The organism is Pseudomonas congelans (genome assembly GCF_900103225.1).
Lineage (GTDB): Bacteria > Pseudomonadota > Gammaproteobacteria > Pseudomonadales > Pseudomonadaceae > Aquipseudomonas > Aquipseudomonas congelans.
Genome location: NZ_FNJH01000006.1, coordinates 177,086 through 191,902, shown reverse-complemented (window position 1 = coordinate 191,902; position 14,817 = coordinate 177,086). Strand labels below are relative to the sequence as shown.

Annotated in this window: 16 protein-coding genes; 4 read left to right on the top strand and 12 right to left on the bottom strand. The window is 60.7% G+C overall.

What is annotated here, in order from left to right; genetic code table 11:
* The first annotated feature begins 22 nt into the window (after window positions 1-22).
* From holA to BLR20_RS19985, 4 genes are all read left to right on the top strand, one after another.
* Window positions 23-1,060: a DNA polymerase III subunit delta gene (gene holA / locus BLR20_RS20000; protein WP_054993687.1), complete on the top strand. Its 1,038-nt coding sequence runs from the start codon at window positions 23-25 to the stop codon at window positions 1,058-1,060.
* Window positions 1,061-1,065: 5 nt separating this feature from the next.
* A complete protein-coding gene (locus BLR20_RS19995) occupies window positions 1,066-1,278 on the top strand; it encodes a hypothetical protein (protein WP_054993686.1) in 213 nt (70 codons plus the stop codon).
* Between the two features lie 265 nt (window positions 1,279-1,543).
* Window positions 1,544-1,699 (top strand): alternative ribosome rescue factor ArfA, encoded by a 156-nt coding sequence (arfA, locus tag BLR20_RS19990; RefSeq protein WP_002555325.1) that lies wholly within the window; start codon window positions 1,544-1,546, stop codon window positions 1,697-1,699.
* Window positions 1,700-1,782: 83 nt separating this feature from the next.
* A complete protein-coding gene (locus BLR20_RS19985) occupies window positions 1,783-3,120 on the top strand; it encodes a lytic murein transglycosylase (protein ID WP_003421065.1) in 1,338 nt (445 codons plus the stop codon).
* 228 nt (window positions 3,121-3,348) lie between these two features.
* Here BLR20_RS19985 and lipA read toward each other — a convergent pair whose 3' ends face one another.
* The 12 genes from lipA to BLR20_RS19925 all read right to left on the bottom strand — a co-directional run bounded on the left by lipA (window position 3,349) and on the right by BLR20_RS19925 (window position 14,757).
* Window positions 3,349-4,356: a lipoyl synthase gene (gene lipA / locus BLR20_RS19980; RefSeq protein ID WP_002555327.1), complete on the bottom strand. Its 1,008-nt coding sequence runs from the start codon at window positions 4,354-4,356 to the stop codon at window positions 3,349-3,351.
* Window positions 4,349-5,005 (bottom strand): lipoyl(octanoyl) transferase LipB, encoded by a 657-nt coding sequence (gene lipB / locus BLR20_RS19975; protein WP_010427244.1) that lies wholly within the window; start codon window positions 5,003-5,005, stop codon window positions 4,349-4,351. The genes lipA and lipB overlap by 8 nt, the downstream gene beginning before the upstream one ends.
* Window positions 5,005-5,280 (bottom strand): DUF493 domain-containing protein, encoded by a 276-nt coding sequence (locus BLR20_RS19970; protein WP_010427247.1) that lies wholly within the window; start codon window positions 5,278-5,280, stop codon window positions 5,005-5,007. Before BLR20_RS19970 ends, lipB begins: the two co-directional genes overlap by 1 nt.
* A gap of 90 nt (window positions 5,281-5,370) precedes the next feature.
* Complete coding sequence (locus tag BLR20_RS19965; RefSeq protein WP_002555330.1) at window positions 5,371-6,531, bottom strand: D-alanyl-D-alanine carboxypeptidase family protein; 1,161 nt, start codon at window positions 6,529-6,531, stop codon at window positions 5,371-5,373.
* A gap of 242 nt (window positions 6,532-6,773) precedes the next feature.
* Window positions 6,774-7,802 carry a septal ring lytic transglycosylase RlpA family protein gene (locus BLR20_RS19960; RefSeq protein ID WP_010427251.1) on the bottom strand — a complete coding sequence of 343 codons (1,029 nt, stop codon included), beginning with the start codon at window positions 7,800-7,802 and terminating at the stop codon, window positions 6,774-6,776.
* A complete protein-coding gene (gene mltB, locus BLR20_RS19955) occupies window positions 7,802-8,809 on the bottom strand; it encodes a lytic murein transglycosylase B (protein ID WP_010427253.1) in 1,008 nt (335 codons plus the stop codon). The genes BLR20_RS19960 and mltB overlap by 1 nt, the downstream gene beginning before the upstream one ends.
* A 17-nt stretch (window positions 8,810-8,826) precedes the next feature.
* Complete coding sequence (gene rodA / locus BLR20_RS19950; RefSeq protein WP_003368803.1) at window positions 8,827-9,930, bottom strand: rod shape-determining protein RodA; 1,104 nt, start codon at window positions 9,928-9,930, stop codon at window positions 8,827-8,829.
* 31 nt (window positions 9,931-9,961) lie between these two features.
* Window positions 9,962-11,857 (bottom strand): penicillin-binding protein 2, encoded by a 1,896-nt coding sequence (gene mrdA, locus BLR20_RS19945; RefSeq protein ID WP_003399770.1) that lies wholly within the window; start codon window positions 11,855-11,857, stop codon window positions 9,962-9,964.
* Between the two features lie 28 nt (window positions 11,858-11,885).
* On the bottom strand, window positions 11,886-12,353 hold the full coding sequence (gene rlmH / locus BLR20_RS19940) for a 23S rRNA (pseudouridine(1915)-N(3))-methyltransferase RlmH (RefSeq protein WP_002555336.1): 468 nt from the start codon (window positions 12,351-12,353) through the stop codon (window positions 11,886-11,888).
* A gap of 9 nt (window positions 12,354-12,362) precedes the next feature.
* Window positions 12,363-12,749 carry a ribosome silencing factor gene (gene rsfS / locus BLR20_RS19935; RefSeq protein ID WP_002555337.1) on the bottom strand — a complete coding sequence of 129 codons (387 nt, stop codon included), beginning with the start codon at window positions 12,747-12,749 and terminating at the stop codon, window positions 12,363-12,365.
* A 60-nt stretch (window positions 12,750-12,809) separates the two neighbouring features.
* The gene (gene nadD, locus BLR20_RS19930; RefSeq protein WP_162091518.1) at window positions 12,810-13,469 is read right to left on the bottom strand and encodes a nicotinate-nucleotide adenylyltransferase; all 660 of its coding nucleotides are present in this window, start codon (window positions 13,467-13,469) and stop codon (window positions 12,810-12,812) included.
* 22 nt (window positions 13,470-13,491) lie between these two features.
* Window positions 13,492-14,757 (bottom strand): glutamate-5-semialdehyde dehydrogenase, encoded by a 1,266-nt coding sequence (locus tag BLR20_RS19925; protein ID WP_032615582.1) that lies wholly within the window; start codon window positions 14,755-14,757, stop codon window positions 13,492-13,494.
* Between the last annotated feature and the right edge of the window lie 60 nt (window positions 14,758-14,817).

The following is a 14,817-nucleotide window of genomic DNA, read 5'->3' as shown; positions in this document are numbered from 1 at the left end:
CGGCCCCGACATCCTCTGACTCATGAAACTCGCCCCCGCCCAACTCGGCAAGCACTTGCAAGGCACGCTTGCGCCCGTCTATGTGATCAGCGGTGACGATCCGCTGCTCTGCCAGGAAGCGGCTGACGCCATTCGCGCGGCCGCACGCCAGCAAGGCTTCGATGAGCGGCAGGTATTCAGCGCCGACGCCAGCTTCGACTGGGGCACATTGCTCCAGGCGGGCGCCAGCATGTCGCTGTTTGCCGAACGCCGCCTTCTTGAATTGCGTCTGCCCTCCGGCAAGCCCGGCGACAAGGGTGCTGCGGCGCTCATGGAATATTGCGCCAGACCCGCTGAAGACACCCTGCTGCTGATCAGCCTGCCCAAGCTCGATGGCAGTGCGCAGAAAACCAAGTGGGGCAAGGCACTGGTCGAGGGTGCGCAAACCCAGTTCGTGCAAATCTGGCCGGTGGACATCGGCCAATTGCCGCAATGGATTCGCCAGCGCCTGTCGCAGGCGGGGCTGGCGGCGACTCAGGACGCCGTCGAACTGATCGCTGCCCGGGTCGAAGGCAACCTGCTGGCCGCCGCGCAGGAAATTGAAAAGCTCAAACTGATGGCCGAAGAAGGCCAGATCACCGTCGAGACCGTGCAGGCGGCCGTAGCCGACAGTGCGCGCTTCGACGTATTTGGCCTGACCGATGCCGTCCTGAATGGCGAAGCTGCCCATGCCCTGCGCATGCTCGAAGGGCTGCGTGGCGAAGGGGTCGAAACGCCGGTGATCCTCTGGGCATTGACCCGCGAACTGCGCGCCCTGGCCAACATGTCACAACAGTTCAGCCAGGGCGTGCCGCTGGACAAGGTATTCAGCTCGGCACGCCCGCCGATCTGGGACAAGCGCAAGCCATTGATGAGCAAAGCCCTGCAACGCCAAACGGCAAAACGCTGGAGCCAGCTGCTCATGGATGCGCAACGCATCGACGCACAGATCAAAGGCCAGGCCGCCGGCTCGCCATGGAGCAGCCTGAGTCGGCTGGCGCTGCTGATGGCAGGGCAACGATTGGCGCTACCTGCGGAGTAGGCCCCATGTGCGACATACCTACTGGCCTGTTTGAAGTCGTCGCTCGTGCCATTTTCTATCCGGTCGGATGGCCGATCGTAAAACTCCTGACGCTTGGCAAATACCCTGTAAAAGGCTCCTGGTTTGCGGAAACCCCAGCAGCAAATTGGGCGACAGGCATGGGAGCTGCCACCCTTGCAGTCATCATGATGGCGCTATTGCATCAGTTTGATTTTTGATCAAATCTCGTTCCCACGCTCTGCGTGGTAATGCCCTTCAGGACGCTCTGCGTCCTCTTGTGACGCGGAGCGTCACGAACTGCGTGCCGACGATAATCAAAGCGAGGAGCCTGTAACGGCACCTTCGCGAGCAAGCTCGCTCCCACAGGTATTCATTCACACAGCCAATTACGCGCGCCGCGTCATAGCACACGACTATTAGACACACGCGCCGTTCTGCCCGATGATTCGCAGCGTTTTACAACACCCATCAGGAGCACTCGCCATGAGCAAGCCAAAGCGGCCGAACAAGGCCAAATCCATCATCGCCCAGCCCTTGTTCCGCAGTCGTCAGGAACAACCCGCCAAGGGCAAAGGCAGCTACCGCCGCGAAGCCTTCCAGTCTAAAAGCTGGGAGGCTTCCTGCTTTATGGCAGCCTGATATCGAGCAACATTTCCGGGGCGCTTTCAACCGCTTAGCCGTGTTATGGTCTGCACCTAACGGTAATACCCTTGGACTCAAGCATGCCTTCTCGTTTTACCCATCGCCCGCAGCTGCGCCAACTCATCGCTGCCTCCAGTCTTGTTGCCCTGGTAGCCTGCGCAGAAAAACCCACTGCAGCCGATGCCACGCCTCTTCAATCCAGCAAGGTGCAGACAAACGCTCCTGCCGTAGCGCCTACGCCAGCGCTGGTCGTTGACGACAACCTCACGATTCAGCCCGCCGTCAGCTTCAGCGAATGGCAGGCCGGCTTTCGTGCCCAGGCATTGAAGGCAGGCATCCGTGCGGACGTATTCGATCTGGCATTTGCCGGCGTCACCCCCGACATGAGCGTGGTCAAGGCCGACCGCAGCCAGCCTGAATTCAGCCGCCCGGTCTGGGAATACCTGGACGGTGCCATCTCTGCCGCACGCGTACGCAAGGGTCAGGCGCTGCTTTCGCAGTATGCCGACGATCTGCAGAAGATTGAGCAGCAGTACGGCGTCGATCGCCAGGCGCTGGTCGCGGTATGGGGCATGGAAAGTAATTTCGGATCGTTCCAGGGTACGCAATCCGTCATTCGCTCACTGGCAACGCTGGCCTATGAAGGCCGTCGTCCCGGCTTTGCGCAGAGCCAGTTGCTCGCCGCGCTGGAAATCATCCAGCATGGCGACATAACGCCGGACAAAATGCTGGGTTCGTGGGCCGGTGCGATGGGCCAGACGCAGTTCATCCCGACCACCTACAACACCCATGCCGTGGATTTTGACGGCGATGGCCGACGTGACATCTGGAACACCCCTGCCGATGCCCTGGCATCCACTGCGCATTACCTGCAGAGCTCCGGCTGGCAGCGTGGTCAGCCCTGGGGCTTTGAAGTGGTGCTCGGCTCGGGATTCGACTACTCGCTGGCCGACTCGACGACCCGCAAGAGTCTCGCCGAATGGCAGCAACTGGGCCTGAAACAACCGGACGGCTCAGCCATTCCGGTCGCCGCCAGCCAGCAGCAAGCCGCCTTGCTGTTGCCAGCCGGCTATCGCGGGCCAGCCTTTCTGGTGCTGGACAACTTCCGCGCGATTCTCAAGTACAACAACTCGACCTCCTACGCGTTGGCGATCAGCCTGCTTTCCGATCGATTCAAGGGCGCGGGCTATGTAGTGGGCAGCTGGCCTCGCGGAGATCTGCCGCTGAGCCGCTCAGAGCGCATTGAGTTGCAAACCCTTCTCTCGGCACGCCAGTACGACGCAGGCGCGCCAGACGGCATTATCGGCGCCAATACGCGCAAGGCCATCCGCAGTGCGCAGCAGTCGTTCGGTTGGCCAGCCGATGGTTACCCGACGCATGAATTGCTGGAGAACCTGCGCAAGCCTGTCGGGCAGTAATCGGCAGGACGCAGAGCGTCCAGAACGGCATGCCAACGCGGAGCGTCGGCACGATAGTGTTCTTAGGGAAGCCTATCGTTCCTCACGCACCAGCGTGGGAATGCATTTCCGGACGCTCCGCGACCAATCTCGACCCACGATACGGCGAAGAGTAGCGGCACGATAATCAACCGCAAAAAGAAGGGCCAGGTATCGCTACCTGGCCCTTCTTGTTTTCGCGGCGTGTTGTCAGAGCATCGCCTTGGCGATCTTGGCCTGCTCGTCGGCGTGGTACGAAGAGCGTACCAGCGGCCCGGACGCGACGTTCTTGAAGCCCATCTTGTAGCCTTCCTCGGCGAACCAGGCAAAGGTGTCCGGATGGACAAAGCGCTGCACTGGCAAGTGATTGCGCGAAGGCTGCAGGTATTGGCCCAGGGTCAGCATGTCGATGTCGTGTTCGCGCATGCGCTGCATGACTTCGATGACTTCTTCGTCGGTCTCGCCCAGCCCCAGCATCAGCCCGGACTTGGTCGGTACATGCGGGACCATCTGCTTGAAGCGCTGCAGCAGGGTCAGCGACCACTGGTAGTCCGATCCCGGACGCGCAGCCTTGTAAAGACGCGGCACGGTTTCCAGGTTGTGGTTGAACACATCCGGCGGCTCGGCGGCGGTGATTTCCAGCGCAACGTCCATCCGGCCACGGTAATCCGGTACCAGCGTCTCGAGCTGTACGCCCGGCGACAGCAGGCGGATTTCGCGGATGCAGTCGGCGAAGTGCTGAGCACCGCCGTCACGCAAGTCGTCACGGTCCACCGAGGTGATAACCACGTACTTCAGGCGCAGGTCGGCAATCGCGATGGCGAGGCTCTTCGGTTCGTTGACGTCGAGCGGCTTCGGACGACCGTGGCCCACATCACAGAACGGGCAACGACGGGTGCAGATGTCGCCCATGATCATGAACGTTGCAGTACCACCGGAAAAGCATTCGCCCAGGTTGGGGCAGGACGCCTCTTCACAGACGCTGTGCAGCTTGTGCTTGCGCAGCAATTGCTTGATACGGTCGACTTCCGGAGAAACCGGGATACGCACGCGAATCCAGTCGGGCTTCTTCGGCAGATCTACCGTCGGGATGATCTTGACCGGGATGCGCGCAACCTTTTCCGCTCCGCGAAGCTTGACGCCCGCTTCGACTTTCGGACGGGCCACTCGCTCGGAAACATCCAGCGTCGGGATCAGGGTTTGCACGGTGTCAGTCATAATGGTTTATTCCGCCCGTAAGGGTCGCCTGCTCAGCGTAGTCGAGGTGGTTGACGAGCTGCGCACGCAGTCGGGCACTTACCTCGGAAAATTCTATCTGCCCTGCCTGATCGCTCAGTTGGGTCATGGCCAGCCCGGCGTATCCGCAAGGGTTGATGCGGCGGAACGGCTCAAGGTCCATGTCGACGTTCAACGCCAGACCATGAAACGAGCAGCCGTTGCGAATGCGCAGACCGAGCGACGCTATTTTCGCGCCGTCAACGTATACGCCAGGGGCATCAGCCTTGGCTGCAGCCTTGACGCCGTAGTCGGCGAGCAAGGCAATGAGGGTGTTCTCGATCCGGGTGACCAGATCGCGAACGCCGAAACCAAGGCGCCTGACATCCAGCATCAGGTAAGCCACCAGTTGGCCCGGGCCATGATAAGTCACTTGGCCGCCACGATCGACCTGTACGACAGGAATATTACCCGGCAGCAGCAAATGCTCGGCCTTGCCGGACTGTCCCTGGGTGAAGACCGGCGGATGCTGGACCAGCCAGACTTCATCGGCAGCCTCGCGGCCACGCTCGTCGGTAAAGCGCTTCATGGCATGCCAGGCAGTTTCGTAATCGATCAGGCCCAGATCACGAAAGCCCAGCGTACCCGCCATCAGAGCACCATGTGCACGAAACCCGTAGCACGCAAGGCACTATTGATATCGCGCAACTGATCTTCGCCGGTGGCAACAATGTGCAGCTGCACAGTGGTGTATTTGCCGTTGCTGCTCTGACGCTCGGCGAGCGTCTTGAGGTCGACCGTGGCATGCTTTTCAAGCACTTCCATCACGGCGTCCGTAAAGCCCACACTGGTATCACCGATCACTTTGATCGGATAGTCATTGCAGGGAAATTCGATTTTGTGCGACTTGATGTCGGTATCGGTCATGGCAGTAAAGGTCTCACAAGCCGTGACGACGGACACGCGGCCCGCTCAGATCATGAGCAGGCCGCGAGAAGGTCGGCATTGGTTACTGGATCAGTTGAACAAGCCGTAGAAGAACAGGCGGATGCTATCCCACACGCGGCGGAAAATACCACCCTCCTCAACCGCATCGAGAGCAATCAGATTGGCGGTGTGAACCACCTGATCGTCTTTCTTGACCTCGACCTTGCCGATCACGTCGCCCTTGGCGATTGGCGCAACCAGTTGCGGGTTCATGGTCATGCTGGCGGACAGTTTCTTCATGTCGCCCTTAGGCATGGTCATGCTCAGATCTTCAGCCAGACCGGCCTTGACCTGACGCTCGGTGCCCTTCCAGACCGTGGCCTGAGCCAGCTCGGTGCCCTTCTGATAGAAGTTCTGGGTTTCGAAGAAACGGAAGCCATAGGTCAGCAGCTTCTGGGTTTCAGCTGCGCGAGCCTGTTCGCTGTTGGTGCCGAACACCACGGCGATCAAACGCATGCCGTCACGTACTGCCGACGACACCATGCAGTAGCCGGCTTCATCGGTGTGACCGGTTTTCAGACCGTCGACGGTCTTGTCGCGCCACAGCAGCAGGTTGCGGTTAGGCTGCTTGATGCCGTTCCAGAAGAACTCCTTCTGCGAGTAGATCGCATAGTGAGCCGGGTCTTCGTGAATGATTGCGCGCGCCAGGATCGCCATGTCGTGAGCCGACGAGTAGTGCTCCGGGTTCGGCAGACCGGTCGGGTTCATGAAGTGGCTGTTGGTCATGCCCAGGTCGCCGGCAGTCTTGTTCATCATGTCGGCGAAGGCGTCTTCACTGCCGGCGATGTGCTCGGAAATCGCGACACTGGCGTCGTTACCCGACTGAATGATGATGCCGTGCAGCAGGTCGCTGACCGTGACCTGGCTGCCGACCTTGATGAACATCCGCGAACCGCCCGTGCGCCAGGCGTTTTCACTGATCGTCACCGGATCGTTTTCACCGATCTGGCCGCGGCGGATTTCCAGGGTCGCGATGTAGGCGGTCATCAACTTGGTCAGACTGGCAGGAGCCAGACGCTGATCACCGTTATTCTCGACCAGGACGTTGCCGCTGGTGGCATCCATCAGCACGTAGGACTTGGCCGCCAGCTGTGGTGCAGCAGGCGTCATCTGCTCTGCCGCCCATACCGTCGGGGTGATAATCAGTGGAACAAGCAGGCACAAACGTTTTGCAAAGGTGGTGATGTTCATCCGTCTCTCGAGAATCCTAATGGGCAAACATGCCCTTGCGGGCAAAACTGAACAGACCGGCGAAGCGAAAACGCCTCGGTACGGCTCGTGGCGCCAGGCTGTAACCCTGGCTGACAAAGTCGCCTGTTCGACACACGACCTTGTGGGCAGTTACCTGCAACGCTTGCCCTGAAAGCAAATCTGCGCCGCCTGCGACTGCATACCGTTCTCCGTTGTTGCCGGAGAACGATTGTCGAAAAAACTTACTGATCCGATGTCACTACGCTCGGCTGGCCCAGATTGGCCGACCTGACGCTGTTTTGCAGCTGCTGGGCTTCACCCTGCGTGTCGATCGGTCCCATCCGCACTCGATAGAGCGTTTGCTGATTGCGCGCTATCGAGCTGACGAACACCGGCGCTCGGACCATCCCGCTCAATTTCGACCTCAGGAGTTCCGCAGCGTCCGGGTTGGCGAAGGCTCCCACCTGGAGAAACAGCCCAGCGGCTTGTCCTGAAGCGTTTTTTTTTGCGTCAACCTGCAACGGCACGACGGGTGCTGCGTGCTGCTGAGGAGGCGGTGTGTACTGCTCGACGGTGCCGGTGGAAGTGGACAGCGCGGGCGGTGTCGCCTGCGCAACGACCTGCGGCTGATTGAGCATCAGCGGCGCCGGACGCCCCCGTTGCGCCCACCATTCCTGCGGATCGATGCCTTCGACCTTGACCCGTGCAGTACCGGTTTCGGCATAACCGAGCTTTTTGGCGGCCGCGTAGGACAGGTCGATGATGCGGTCGGAATAGAACGGCCCGCGATCATTGACGCGCAGGATCACTGTGCGATTGTTGTCCAGGTTGGTCACCTTGACGTAGCTGGGCAGCGGCAGGGTCTTGTGTGCGGCACTCATGCCGTACAGGTCATACACCTCGCCGTTGGCAGTGTTCTGACCATGAAACTTGGTGCCGTACCAGGAAGCGGTGCCCGAAGCGACGTAACGCCTGGAATCGCTCATCGGGAAATAGGTCTTGCCCAGCACGGTGTACGGGTTGGCCTTGTAGGCCCCGGTGTGCAGGGTCGGCGTTGCATCAGGGATGCGCGAGACATCCACATCCCACCACGGCGCGCCGTCCTTGTGGGCACGGTTGATGTCCAGCCCCGGCATCGAGCGCACCACGGCGCCGCCCTTGGGCGACGGTGAAGTTGTCGTGCGCGATGGCGACGAGCAACTGGCGACCAGCACTGCCAGGCCGGTCAGCGCCAGAAGCTTGAATGATTGAAGAATCGGCGATGCCCGCATTACTTGACGCCTCGAGCTTGAACCAACGATTCAGACAGCTGATATACGGCCATGGCGTACATCACACTGCGGTTATAACGAGTGATTGCATAAAAATTGTTCAAACCCAGCCAGTATTCAGGACCATTGTCGCCTTCCAGACGAAACGCCGTCACCGGCATATCGTCGCGCAGCGCATCATGACTCGCCCAGCCCAGCTGTCGCAACTCCCCGACCGACATTACCGGATCAAGCGCAGGGCTCAACCCCTCGTCAACCCGGTCGCCACGTGCCGTGGCACGGCTGACCACCGGCTGACCGGCCACCCAGCCATGACGTTTGAAATAGCTGGCGACACTGCCGATGGCATCGTCCGGGTCGGTCCAGATGTTGATATGACCGTCGCCGTCGAAATCCACTGCGTAGGCGCGGAAACTGCTCGGCATGAACTGCGGCAGTCCCATTGCGCCGGCGTACGAACCCTTTAGCGTAAGGGGATCGACCTGTTGCTCGCGCGCCAGCAGCAGAAACTCGCGCAATTCCTTGCGGAAGAACTGGGCGCGTGGCGGGTAATCGAAGCCCAGCGTCGACAAGGCGTCGATCACTCGATAGTTACCGGTGTTGCGGCCGAAGAAGGTCTCTACACCAATGATCGACACGATGATCTGCGCCGGCACGCCGTATTCCTGCTCGGCACGCGCCAGGGCGGCCTCATGCTGACGCCAGAAGTCGACACCGCGAGCGATGCGCGTATCGGTGATGAACATCGGCCGATACTCTTTCCACTGCTTGACGCGTTCGGCCGGGCGGGAAATGGCATCGAGGATGGCCTGCTTGCGCTCGACCTCGCGGAACAGGCTCATCAACTGCTCACCGGCAAAACCGTGATCGCGGGTCAGCTCACCGACGAATTCCGCCACCTGGGGCGAACCTTCATAGTCGCCAGCCAGTGCCTCTTGCACCGATCCAAGGATGCCCACCAGACCGACCACCGGAGCATATCGAGCCCAGTTACGCATTACTTGCATTGAATAGTTCACCTTAATCAAACTTGAGCGATCCATTTACGATGTGTATGGATCGACATCAAAACCCCAAACGCTGACAGTAGGGTCACGAGCGAAGTTCCGCCGTAGCTAATGAAGGGCAACGGCACCCCCACCACTGGCAGCAGGCCACTGACCATACCGATGTTGACGAAAACGTAAACAAAAAACGTCATGGTCAACGCACCGGCCAGCAGTTTGCCGAATAATGTCTGCGCCTGTGCAGTGATCACAAGCCCGCGGCCGATCAGCAGCATATAAATGATCAGCAGCGCACAGATGCCTACCAGGCCAAACTCTTCACCCAATACTGCAATGATGAAGTCGGTATGGCTTTCCGGCAGAAAGTCGAGGTGCGACTGGGTGCCGAGCAACCAGCCTTTGCCGAACACGCCGCCCGAACCGATGGCAGCCTTTGACTGAATGATGTTCCAGCCGGTCCCCAGCGGATCGCTTTCGGGGTCCAGAAACGTCAGTACGCGCTGCTTCTGGTAGTCGTGCATGAAGAAGAACCACATGGCCACTGCCGCCGGTACGGCGGCCGCCAGTACGCTGATGATCCAGCGCCAGCGCAAACCGGCCATGAACAGCACGAAGGCACCCGATGCCAGAATCAGCAGTGACGTCCCCAGGTCGGGCTGGCGCACGATAAGAATGAACGGCACACCCACCAGGGCAAGACTGACCGCCACATGCTTCAAATGCGGGGGCAGCGTGCGCTTGGACAGATACCAGGCGATGGTCGCCGGCATGATGATCTTGAGAAACTCCGAAGGCTGGAAGCGGATCACCCCGGGAATGTTGATCCAGCGCGTCGCACCCATGGCGTTATGGCCCATGACATCCACCACCACCAGCAGCAGGACGCCGATGACATACAGCACCGGCACCCAGCGCGCCATGAAGCGCGGCTCCAGCTGGGCGATCACCACCATTGCCACCAGACCGATGCCGAACGAACTGGCCTGCTTGATCAGCAGATCCCAGTTCTTGCCACTGGCCGAATACAGCACGAACAGGCTGCCCGCCGCCAGCGTCAGCAGCAGGATCAGCAATGGACCGTCGATATGAATGCGCTGTAGAAACGTGGCGCGGCGACGCATCACGTCTTCACTGGACAGGATGCGGTCGAAATTACTCTTCACGGGCCGCAGCCTCCAGATTCAGGGAACCGGCGTACTCGGGTTTGAGGTGGCCGTTTTCGTCGAGCAGCCAGGCGTCCAGGACCTGACGCACGACGGGGGCGGCGACGCCGGAACCGGACTCGCCGTTCTCGACCATCACTGCAACAACGATTTTCGGGTTGTCGGCCGGGGCGAAGCCGACGAATAAGGCATGGTCGCGGTGACGCTCCTGTACCTTGGTGCGGTCGTATTTCTCGCCCTGCTTGATGGCCACGACCTGGGCCGTACCGCTTTTGCCGGCAATCCGGTACTGCGCGCCAATGGCGGCCTTGCGCGCCGTACCGCGCGCGCCGTGCATCACTTCCTGCATGCCGTGGTTGACGCGTCCCCAGTTGGCCGGGTCGCGCAGCACGATGTCCGGCATCGGGTTTTCATCCACAGGCGCCTTGCCTTCGATGGTTCGGGCCAGATGCGGACGGTTCCACACACCCTTGTTGGCCACCAGCGCGGTCGCCTGGGCCAGTTGCAACGGCGTTGCCTGCATGTAGCCCTGACCGATGCCGAGGATCAGCGTCTCGCCAGGGAACCAGGCCTGACGGCGCGTGGCGCGCTTCCACTCACGGGAAGGCATGAGGCCGGGAGACTCTTCGAACATGTCCAGCGAGACCTTCTGCCCGATACCGAACTTGTTCATGTAGGTAGCCAGTCGATCAATGCCCACCTTGTGTGCCAGATCGTAGAAGTACGTGTCATTTGAACGCATGATCGCCGTATCCAGATCGACCCAGCCATCGCCGGTGCGGTTCCAGTTGCGGTACTTGTGGTCGTAATTGGGCAGTTGGTAATAGCCCGGATCGAATACCCGCGAGCCAGGCGTCACCGCACCGGTATCCAGCCCGGCAATCGCCACCGCAGGCTTGATGGTCGAGCCAGGCGGGTACAACCCGCGCAGAATGCGGTTGAACAGCGGCCGGTCGATGGAATCGCGCAGTTCGGCGTAGGCCTTGAAGCTGATGCCGGTGACAAACAGATTCGGATCGAAGCTCGGCGCACTGACCATCGCCAGCACTTCGCCGGTGGCCGGGTCCAGTGCGACAACCGCACCGCGACGCCCGCCCAGTGCAGCTTCGGCGGCTTCCTGAAGTTTGATGTCCAGGCTCAGGACGATGTCCTTGCCAGGGATCGGGTCGGTACGCTTGAGCACACGCAGCACGCGACCACGGGCGTTGGTCTCGACCTCTTCGTAGCCGACCTGACCATGCAGCTCGGGCTCGTAAAAGCGCTCGATACCGGTCTTGCCGATATGGTGCGTGCCGCTGTAATTGATCGGGTCGAGGCTCTTGAGCTCTTTCTCGTTGATCCGCCCCATGTAGCCGACCGAGTGGGCAAAGTGCGGCCCTTGCGGGTAGTGCCTGACCAGTTGCGCAACCACCTCGACGCCCGGCAGGCGGAACTGGTTGACGGCGATCAGGGCGATCTGTTCTTCGCTCAGCTCGAACAGGATGGGCACCGGCTCGAACGGCCGACGCCCCTGCTTCATGCGCTTTTCGAAGATGATGCGGTCATCGGGGGTGAGCTGCAAAATCTCGACAATGGTGTCGAGCACGCTGGACCACTCGCCTGCGCGTTCACGGGTCATGCTCAGACTGAAACTGGGTCGGTTATCGGCAACCACAACGCCATTGCGGTCGTAGATCAGCCCACGGCTGGGCGGAATCGGCTGAACGTGAACGCGGTTGTTTTCCGAGAGCGTGGAGTGATACTCGTACTGGATGACCTGCAGGTAATACAACCGGGCAATCAGCACGCAGACCAGCAACACCACCGCCACAGCACCGAACACGACCCTGCCGCGCACCAGGCGTGCGTCCTTTTCGTGGTCTTTGAGGCGGATCGGTTGAGACATTTAGGCCGTATTCACAGTAAAAACGATGCTACTTGTGATAAGGGTGCCCGGACAGGACCGTCCAGGCGCGATACATCTGCTCGCCGATCAGGATGCGCACCAACGGGTGCGGCAGGGTCAGCGGCGACAGAGACCAGCGTTGTTCACTGCGGGCACAGACTTCAGGCGCCAGCCCCTCGGGGCCGCCGACCATCAGGTTGACCGTGCGCGCATCGAGACGCCAGCGATCGAGCTCGACCGCCAGCTGTTCGGTGCTCCACGGTTTGCCATGCACTTCCAGCGTGACAATCCGCTCGCCCGGCTGCACTTTCGCCAGCATCGCCTCGCCTTCCTGACGGATAAAGCGCGCGACATCGGCGTTTTTGCCTCGGGTATTGAGCGGGATTTCCACCAGTTCAAGCGCAAGCTCGGAGGGCATCCGCTTGGCATATTCGTGCCAACCTTCTTCCACCCACTTGGGCATGCGCGAACCCACAGCGATCAGACGCAGACGCACATCAAAACCTTATTCGTTGCCTGGTGTGTGGTGCGCAGCGCTGGCAGCACGGCTTTGTTCGGCACCCTGCCACAAGCGCTCAAGGTCATAGAACTGGCGTGCCGCAGCGGTCATCACATGGACGATCACATCACCCAGGTCCAGCAGGACCCAGTCGCTGTCGCCCTTGCCTTCTTCGCTCAGAGACTTCAGGCCGGCAGCCTTGACCTTGTCACGGACGTTATCGACCAGTGCGTTCAACTGACGGTTGGACGTACCGGTGCAGATCAGCATGTAGTCGGCGATGCTGGTCTTGTCGCGCACGTCGATGGTCAGGATGTCGGCACCCTTGACCTCTTCAAGGGCTGCAATCGCAACATTGATGACTTCTTCACTGCTCATTTTTTGCTTTGTCATATAAAACTCATTCAGCTCGTATGTGTGGGACCGTCCAGACGCTTGTCGATCAAAGCAGTTTCAGGACGACCCATCAGTGTTCGGCGCACGGTAAAGCCCGCGCGCATCGATATAGGCCAGTACCGCGTCTGGCACCAGAAAACGTACCGACTTACCGCTGGCCAGCAGTTGACGGATCTGGGTGGCAGACACCGCTAACGGCGTCTGCCAGACGAATGTAATCTGTCCACCCGGCCCTTTCAGGGCCTTGGGATCGCTGACTGCGCGGGCCGCCAGCAGATTGCGCATGGCATCCGGCGACTCGCTGTCCGCGTCCGGGCGTTGCAGCACCACGATATGGCAGTGCTCCAGCAGTTCTTCCCATCTGTGCCAGGTCGGCAGCCCGCAAAAGGCATCCCAACCCAGCAACAGGAACAACTGGTCCCGAGGCGCCAGTTCGGCGCGCATCGATTCCAGTGTGTCGAGGGTGTACGACGGTTTGTCACGTTTCAGTTCACGGTCATCCACCGTCAGGGGCGACACACCCGCAACGGCACTCTGAACCATCGCCAGACGGTCCTCGGCGGTGACGCTCGGCATGTCACGATGCGGAGGCCTGGCGCTGGGCGTCAGGCGCAACTCATCGAGTTCCAGCAGTTCGGCCACTTCGAGCGCACCGCGCAAATGACCGATATGAACCGGGTCGAACGTGCCCCCAAGCATGCCGATACGTCTGGGCAGCGCGGTCATGGGGCTATTCAAGTCAGGCTTGTCCGCGCAATTGGCCGTCACCGATCACGATGTACTTCTCGCAGGTCAGTCCTTCAAGGCCGACAGGACCGCGGGCGTGCAGCTTATCAGTAGAAATGCCGATCTCGGCACCCAGGCCGTACTCGAACCCGTCAGCGAAGCAGGTCGGCGCATTGACCATGACCGAACTGGAATCGACCTCGGCCATGAACCGGCGCACCTGACCTTGATGGTCCGAAACGATGGCGTCGCTGTGATGCGAGCCGTAATGGTTGATGTGCTCGATGGCTTCATCCAGCCCGGACACGACACGAATCGACAGAATCGCCGCCAGGTACTCGGTGTGCCAGTCTTCCTCGGTGGCCGGGATCACATCGATCAGGTCACGGGTGCGCTCGCAACCGCGCAACTCGACGCCCTTCTCGCGAAACTGCGCGGCCATCGACGGCAAGAAGTCGGCGGCAATGGTCTGATCGACCAGCAGGGTTTCCATCGCGCCGCAGATCCCGTAACGGTAGGTCTTGGCGTTGAAAGCGATCTTCTGCGCCTTGGCCAGATCGGCGTGGGCGCTGACATAGACATGGCAGATGCCGTCCAGATGCTTGATGACCGGCACTCGCGCGTCGCGACTGACGCGCTCGATCAAACCCTTGCCGCCACGCGGAACGATGACGTCCACATACTCGGGCATGGTGATCAGCGCGCCAACCGCTGCACGGTCGGTGGTTTCAACCACTTGTACAACAGCAGCGGGCAGCCCGGCCTCGGCAAGACCGCGCTCGATGCAGGCCGCAATGGCGCGATTGGAATGAATGGCTTCGGAACCACCGCGCAGGATGGTTGCGTTTCCGGACTTGAGACACAGACTGGCAGCATCGATGGTCACGTTCGGACGTGACTCGTAGATGATGCCGACAACACCCAGCGGCACGCGCATCTTGCCGACCTGAATACCCGAAGGCCGATAACTCATGTCGCGGATCGCACCGACCGGGTCTGCCAGCGCTGCAACCTGACGCAACCCGACGATCATGCCGTCGATACGTGCGGGGGTCAGGGCCAGACGCTCGAGCATGGCCGGCTCCAGGCCGTTCGCCTGACCATTGGCCAGGTCCAGCGCGTTGGCGGCAGACAGCTCGGCGCGGGCTTCGTCCAGAGCGGCGGCGGTGGCCTGCAGGGCGCGGTTCTTCTGCGCAGTGCTGGCACGACCGATCACTCGCGAAGCTTCGCGGGCGGCGCGACCCAGGCGGGTCATGTAGTCAAGAACGGACTCAGTCATTGGTCTCAGAGGTCTTGGCAAAGAGGAAAGCGGCTGATTATAGCTGTCGTGCCGCACGAA

Excerpts from the sequence above, each read along its gene's own strand:
- holA (WP_054993687.1), top strand. The coding sequence starts at position 23 with ATGAAACTCGCCCCCGCCCAACTCGGCAAGCACTTGCAAGGCACGCTT.
- BLR20_RS19995 (WP_054993686.1), top strand. The coding sequence starts at position 1,066 with ATGTGCGACATACCTACTGGCCTGTTTGAAGTCGTCGCTCGTGCCATT.
- arfA (WP_002555325.1), top strand. The coding sequence starts at position 1,544 with ATGAGCAAGCCAAAGCGGCCGAACAAGGCCAAATCCATCATCGCCCAG.
- BLR20_RS19985 (WP_003421065.1), top strand. The coding sequence starts at position 1,783 with ATGCCTTCTCGTTTTACCCATCGCCCGCAGCTGCGCCAACTCATCGCT.
- lipA (WP_002555327.1), bottom strand. The coding sequence starts at position 4,356 with ATGACTGACACCGTGCAAACCCTGATCCCGACGCTGGATGTTTCCGAG.
- lipB (WP_010427244.1), bottom strand. The coding sequence starts at position 5,005 with ATGGCGGGTACGCTGGGCTTTCGTGATCTGGGCCTGATCGATTACGAA.
- BLR20_RS19970 (WP_010427247.1), bottom strand. The coding sequence starts at position 5,280 with ATGACCGATACCGACATCAAGTCGCACAAAATCGAATTTCCCTGCAAT.
- BLR20_RS19965 (WP_002555330.1), bottom strand. The coding sequence starts at position 6,531 with ATGAACATCACCACCTTTGCAAAACGTTTGTGCCTGCTTGTTCCACTG.
- BLR20_RS19960 (WP_010427251.1), bottom strand. The coding sequence starts at position 7,802 with ATGCGGGCATCGCCGATTCTTCAATCATTCAAGCTTCTGGCGCTGACC.
- mltB (WP_010427253.1), bottom strand. The coding sequence starts at position 8,809 with ATGCAAGTAATGCGTAACTGGGCTCGATATGCTCCGGTGGTCGGTCTG.
- rodA (WP_003368803.1), bottom strand. The coding sequence starts at position 9,930 with ATGCGTCGCCGCGCCACGTTTCTACAGCGCATTCATATCGACGGTCCA.
- mrdA (WP_003399770.1), bottom strand. The coding sequence starts at position 11,857 with ATGTCTCAACCGATCCGCCTCAAAGACCACGAAAAGGACGCACGCCTG.
- rsfS (WP_002555337.1), bottom strand. The coding sequence starts at position 12,749 with ATGACAAAGCAAAAAATGAGCAGTGAAGAAGTCATCAATGTTGCGATT.
- BLR20_RS19925 (WP_032615582.1), bottom strand. The coding sequence starts at position 14,757 with ATGACTGAGTCCGTTCTTGACTACATGACCCGCCTGGGTCGCGCCGCC.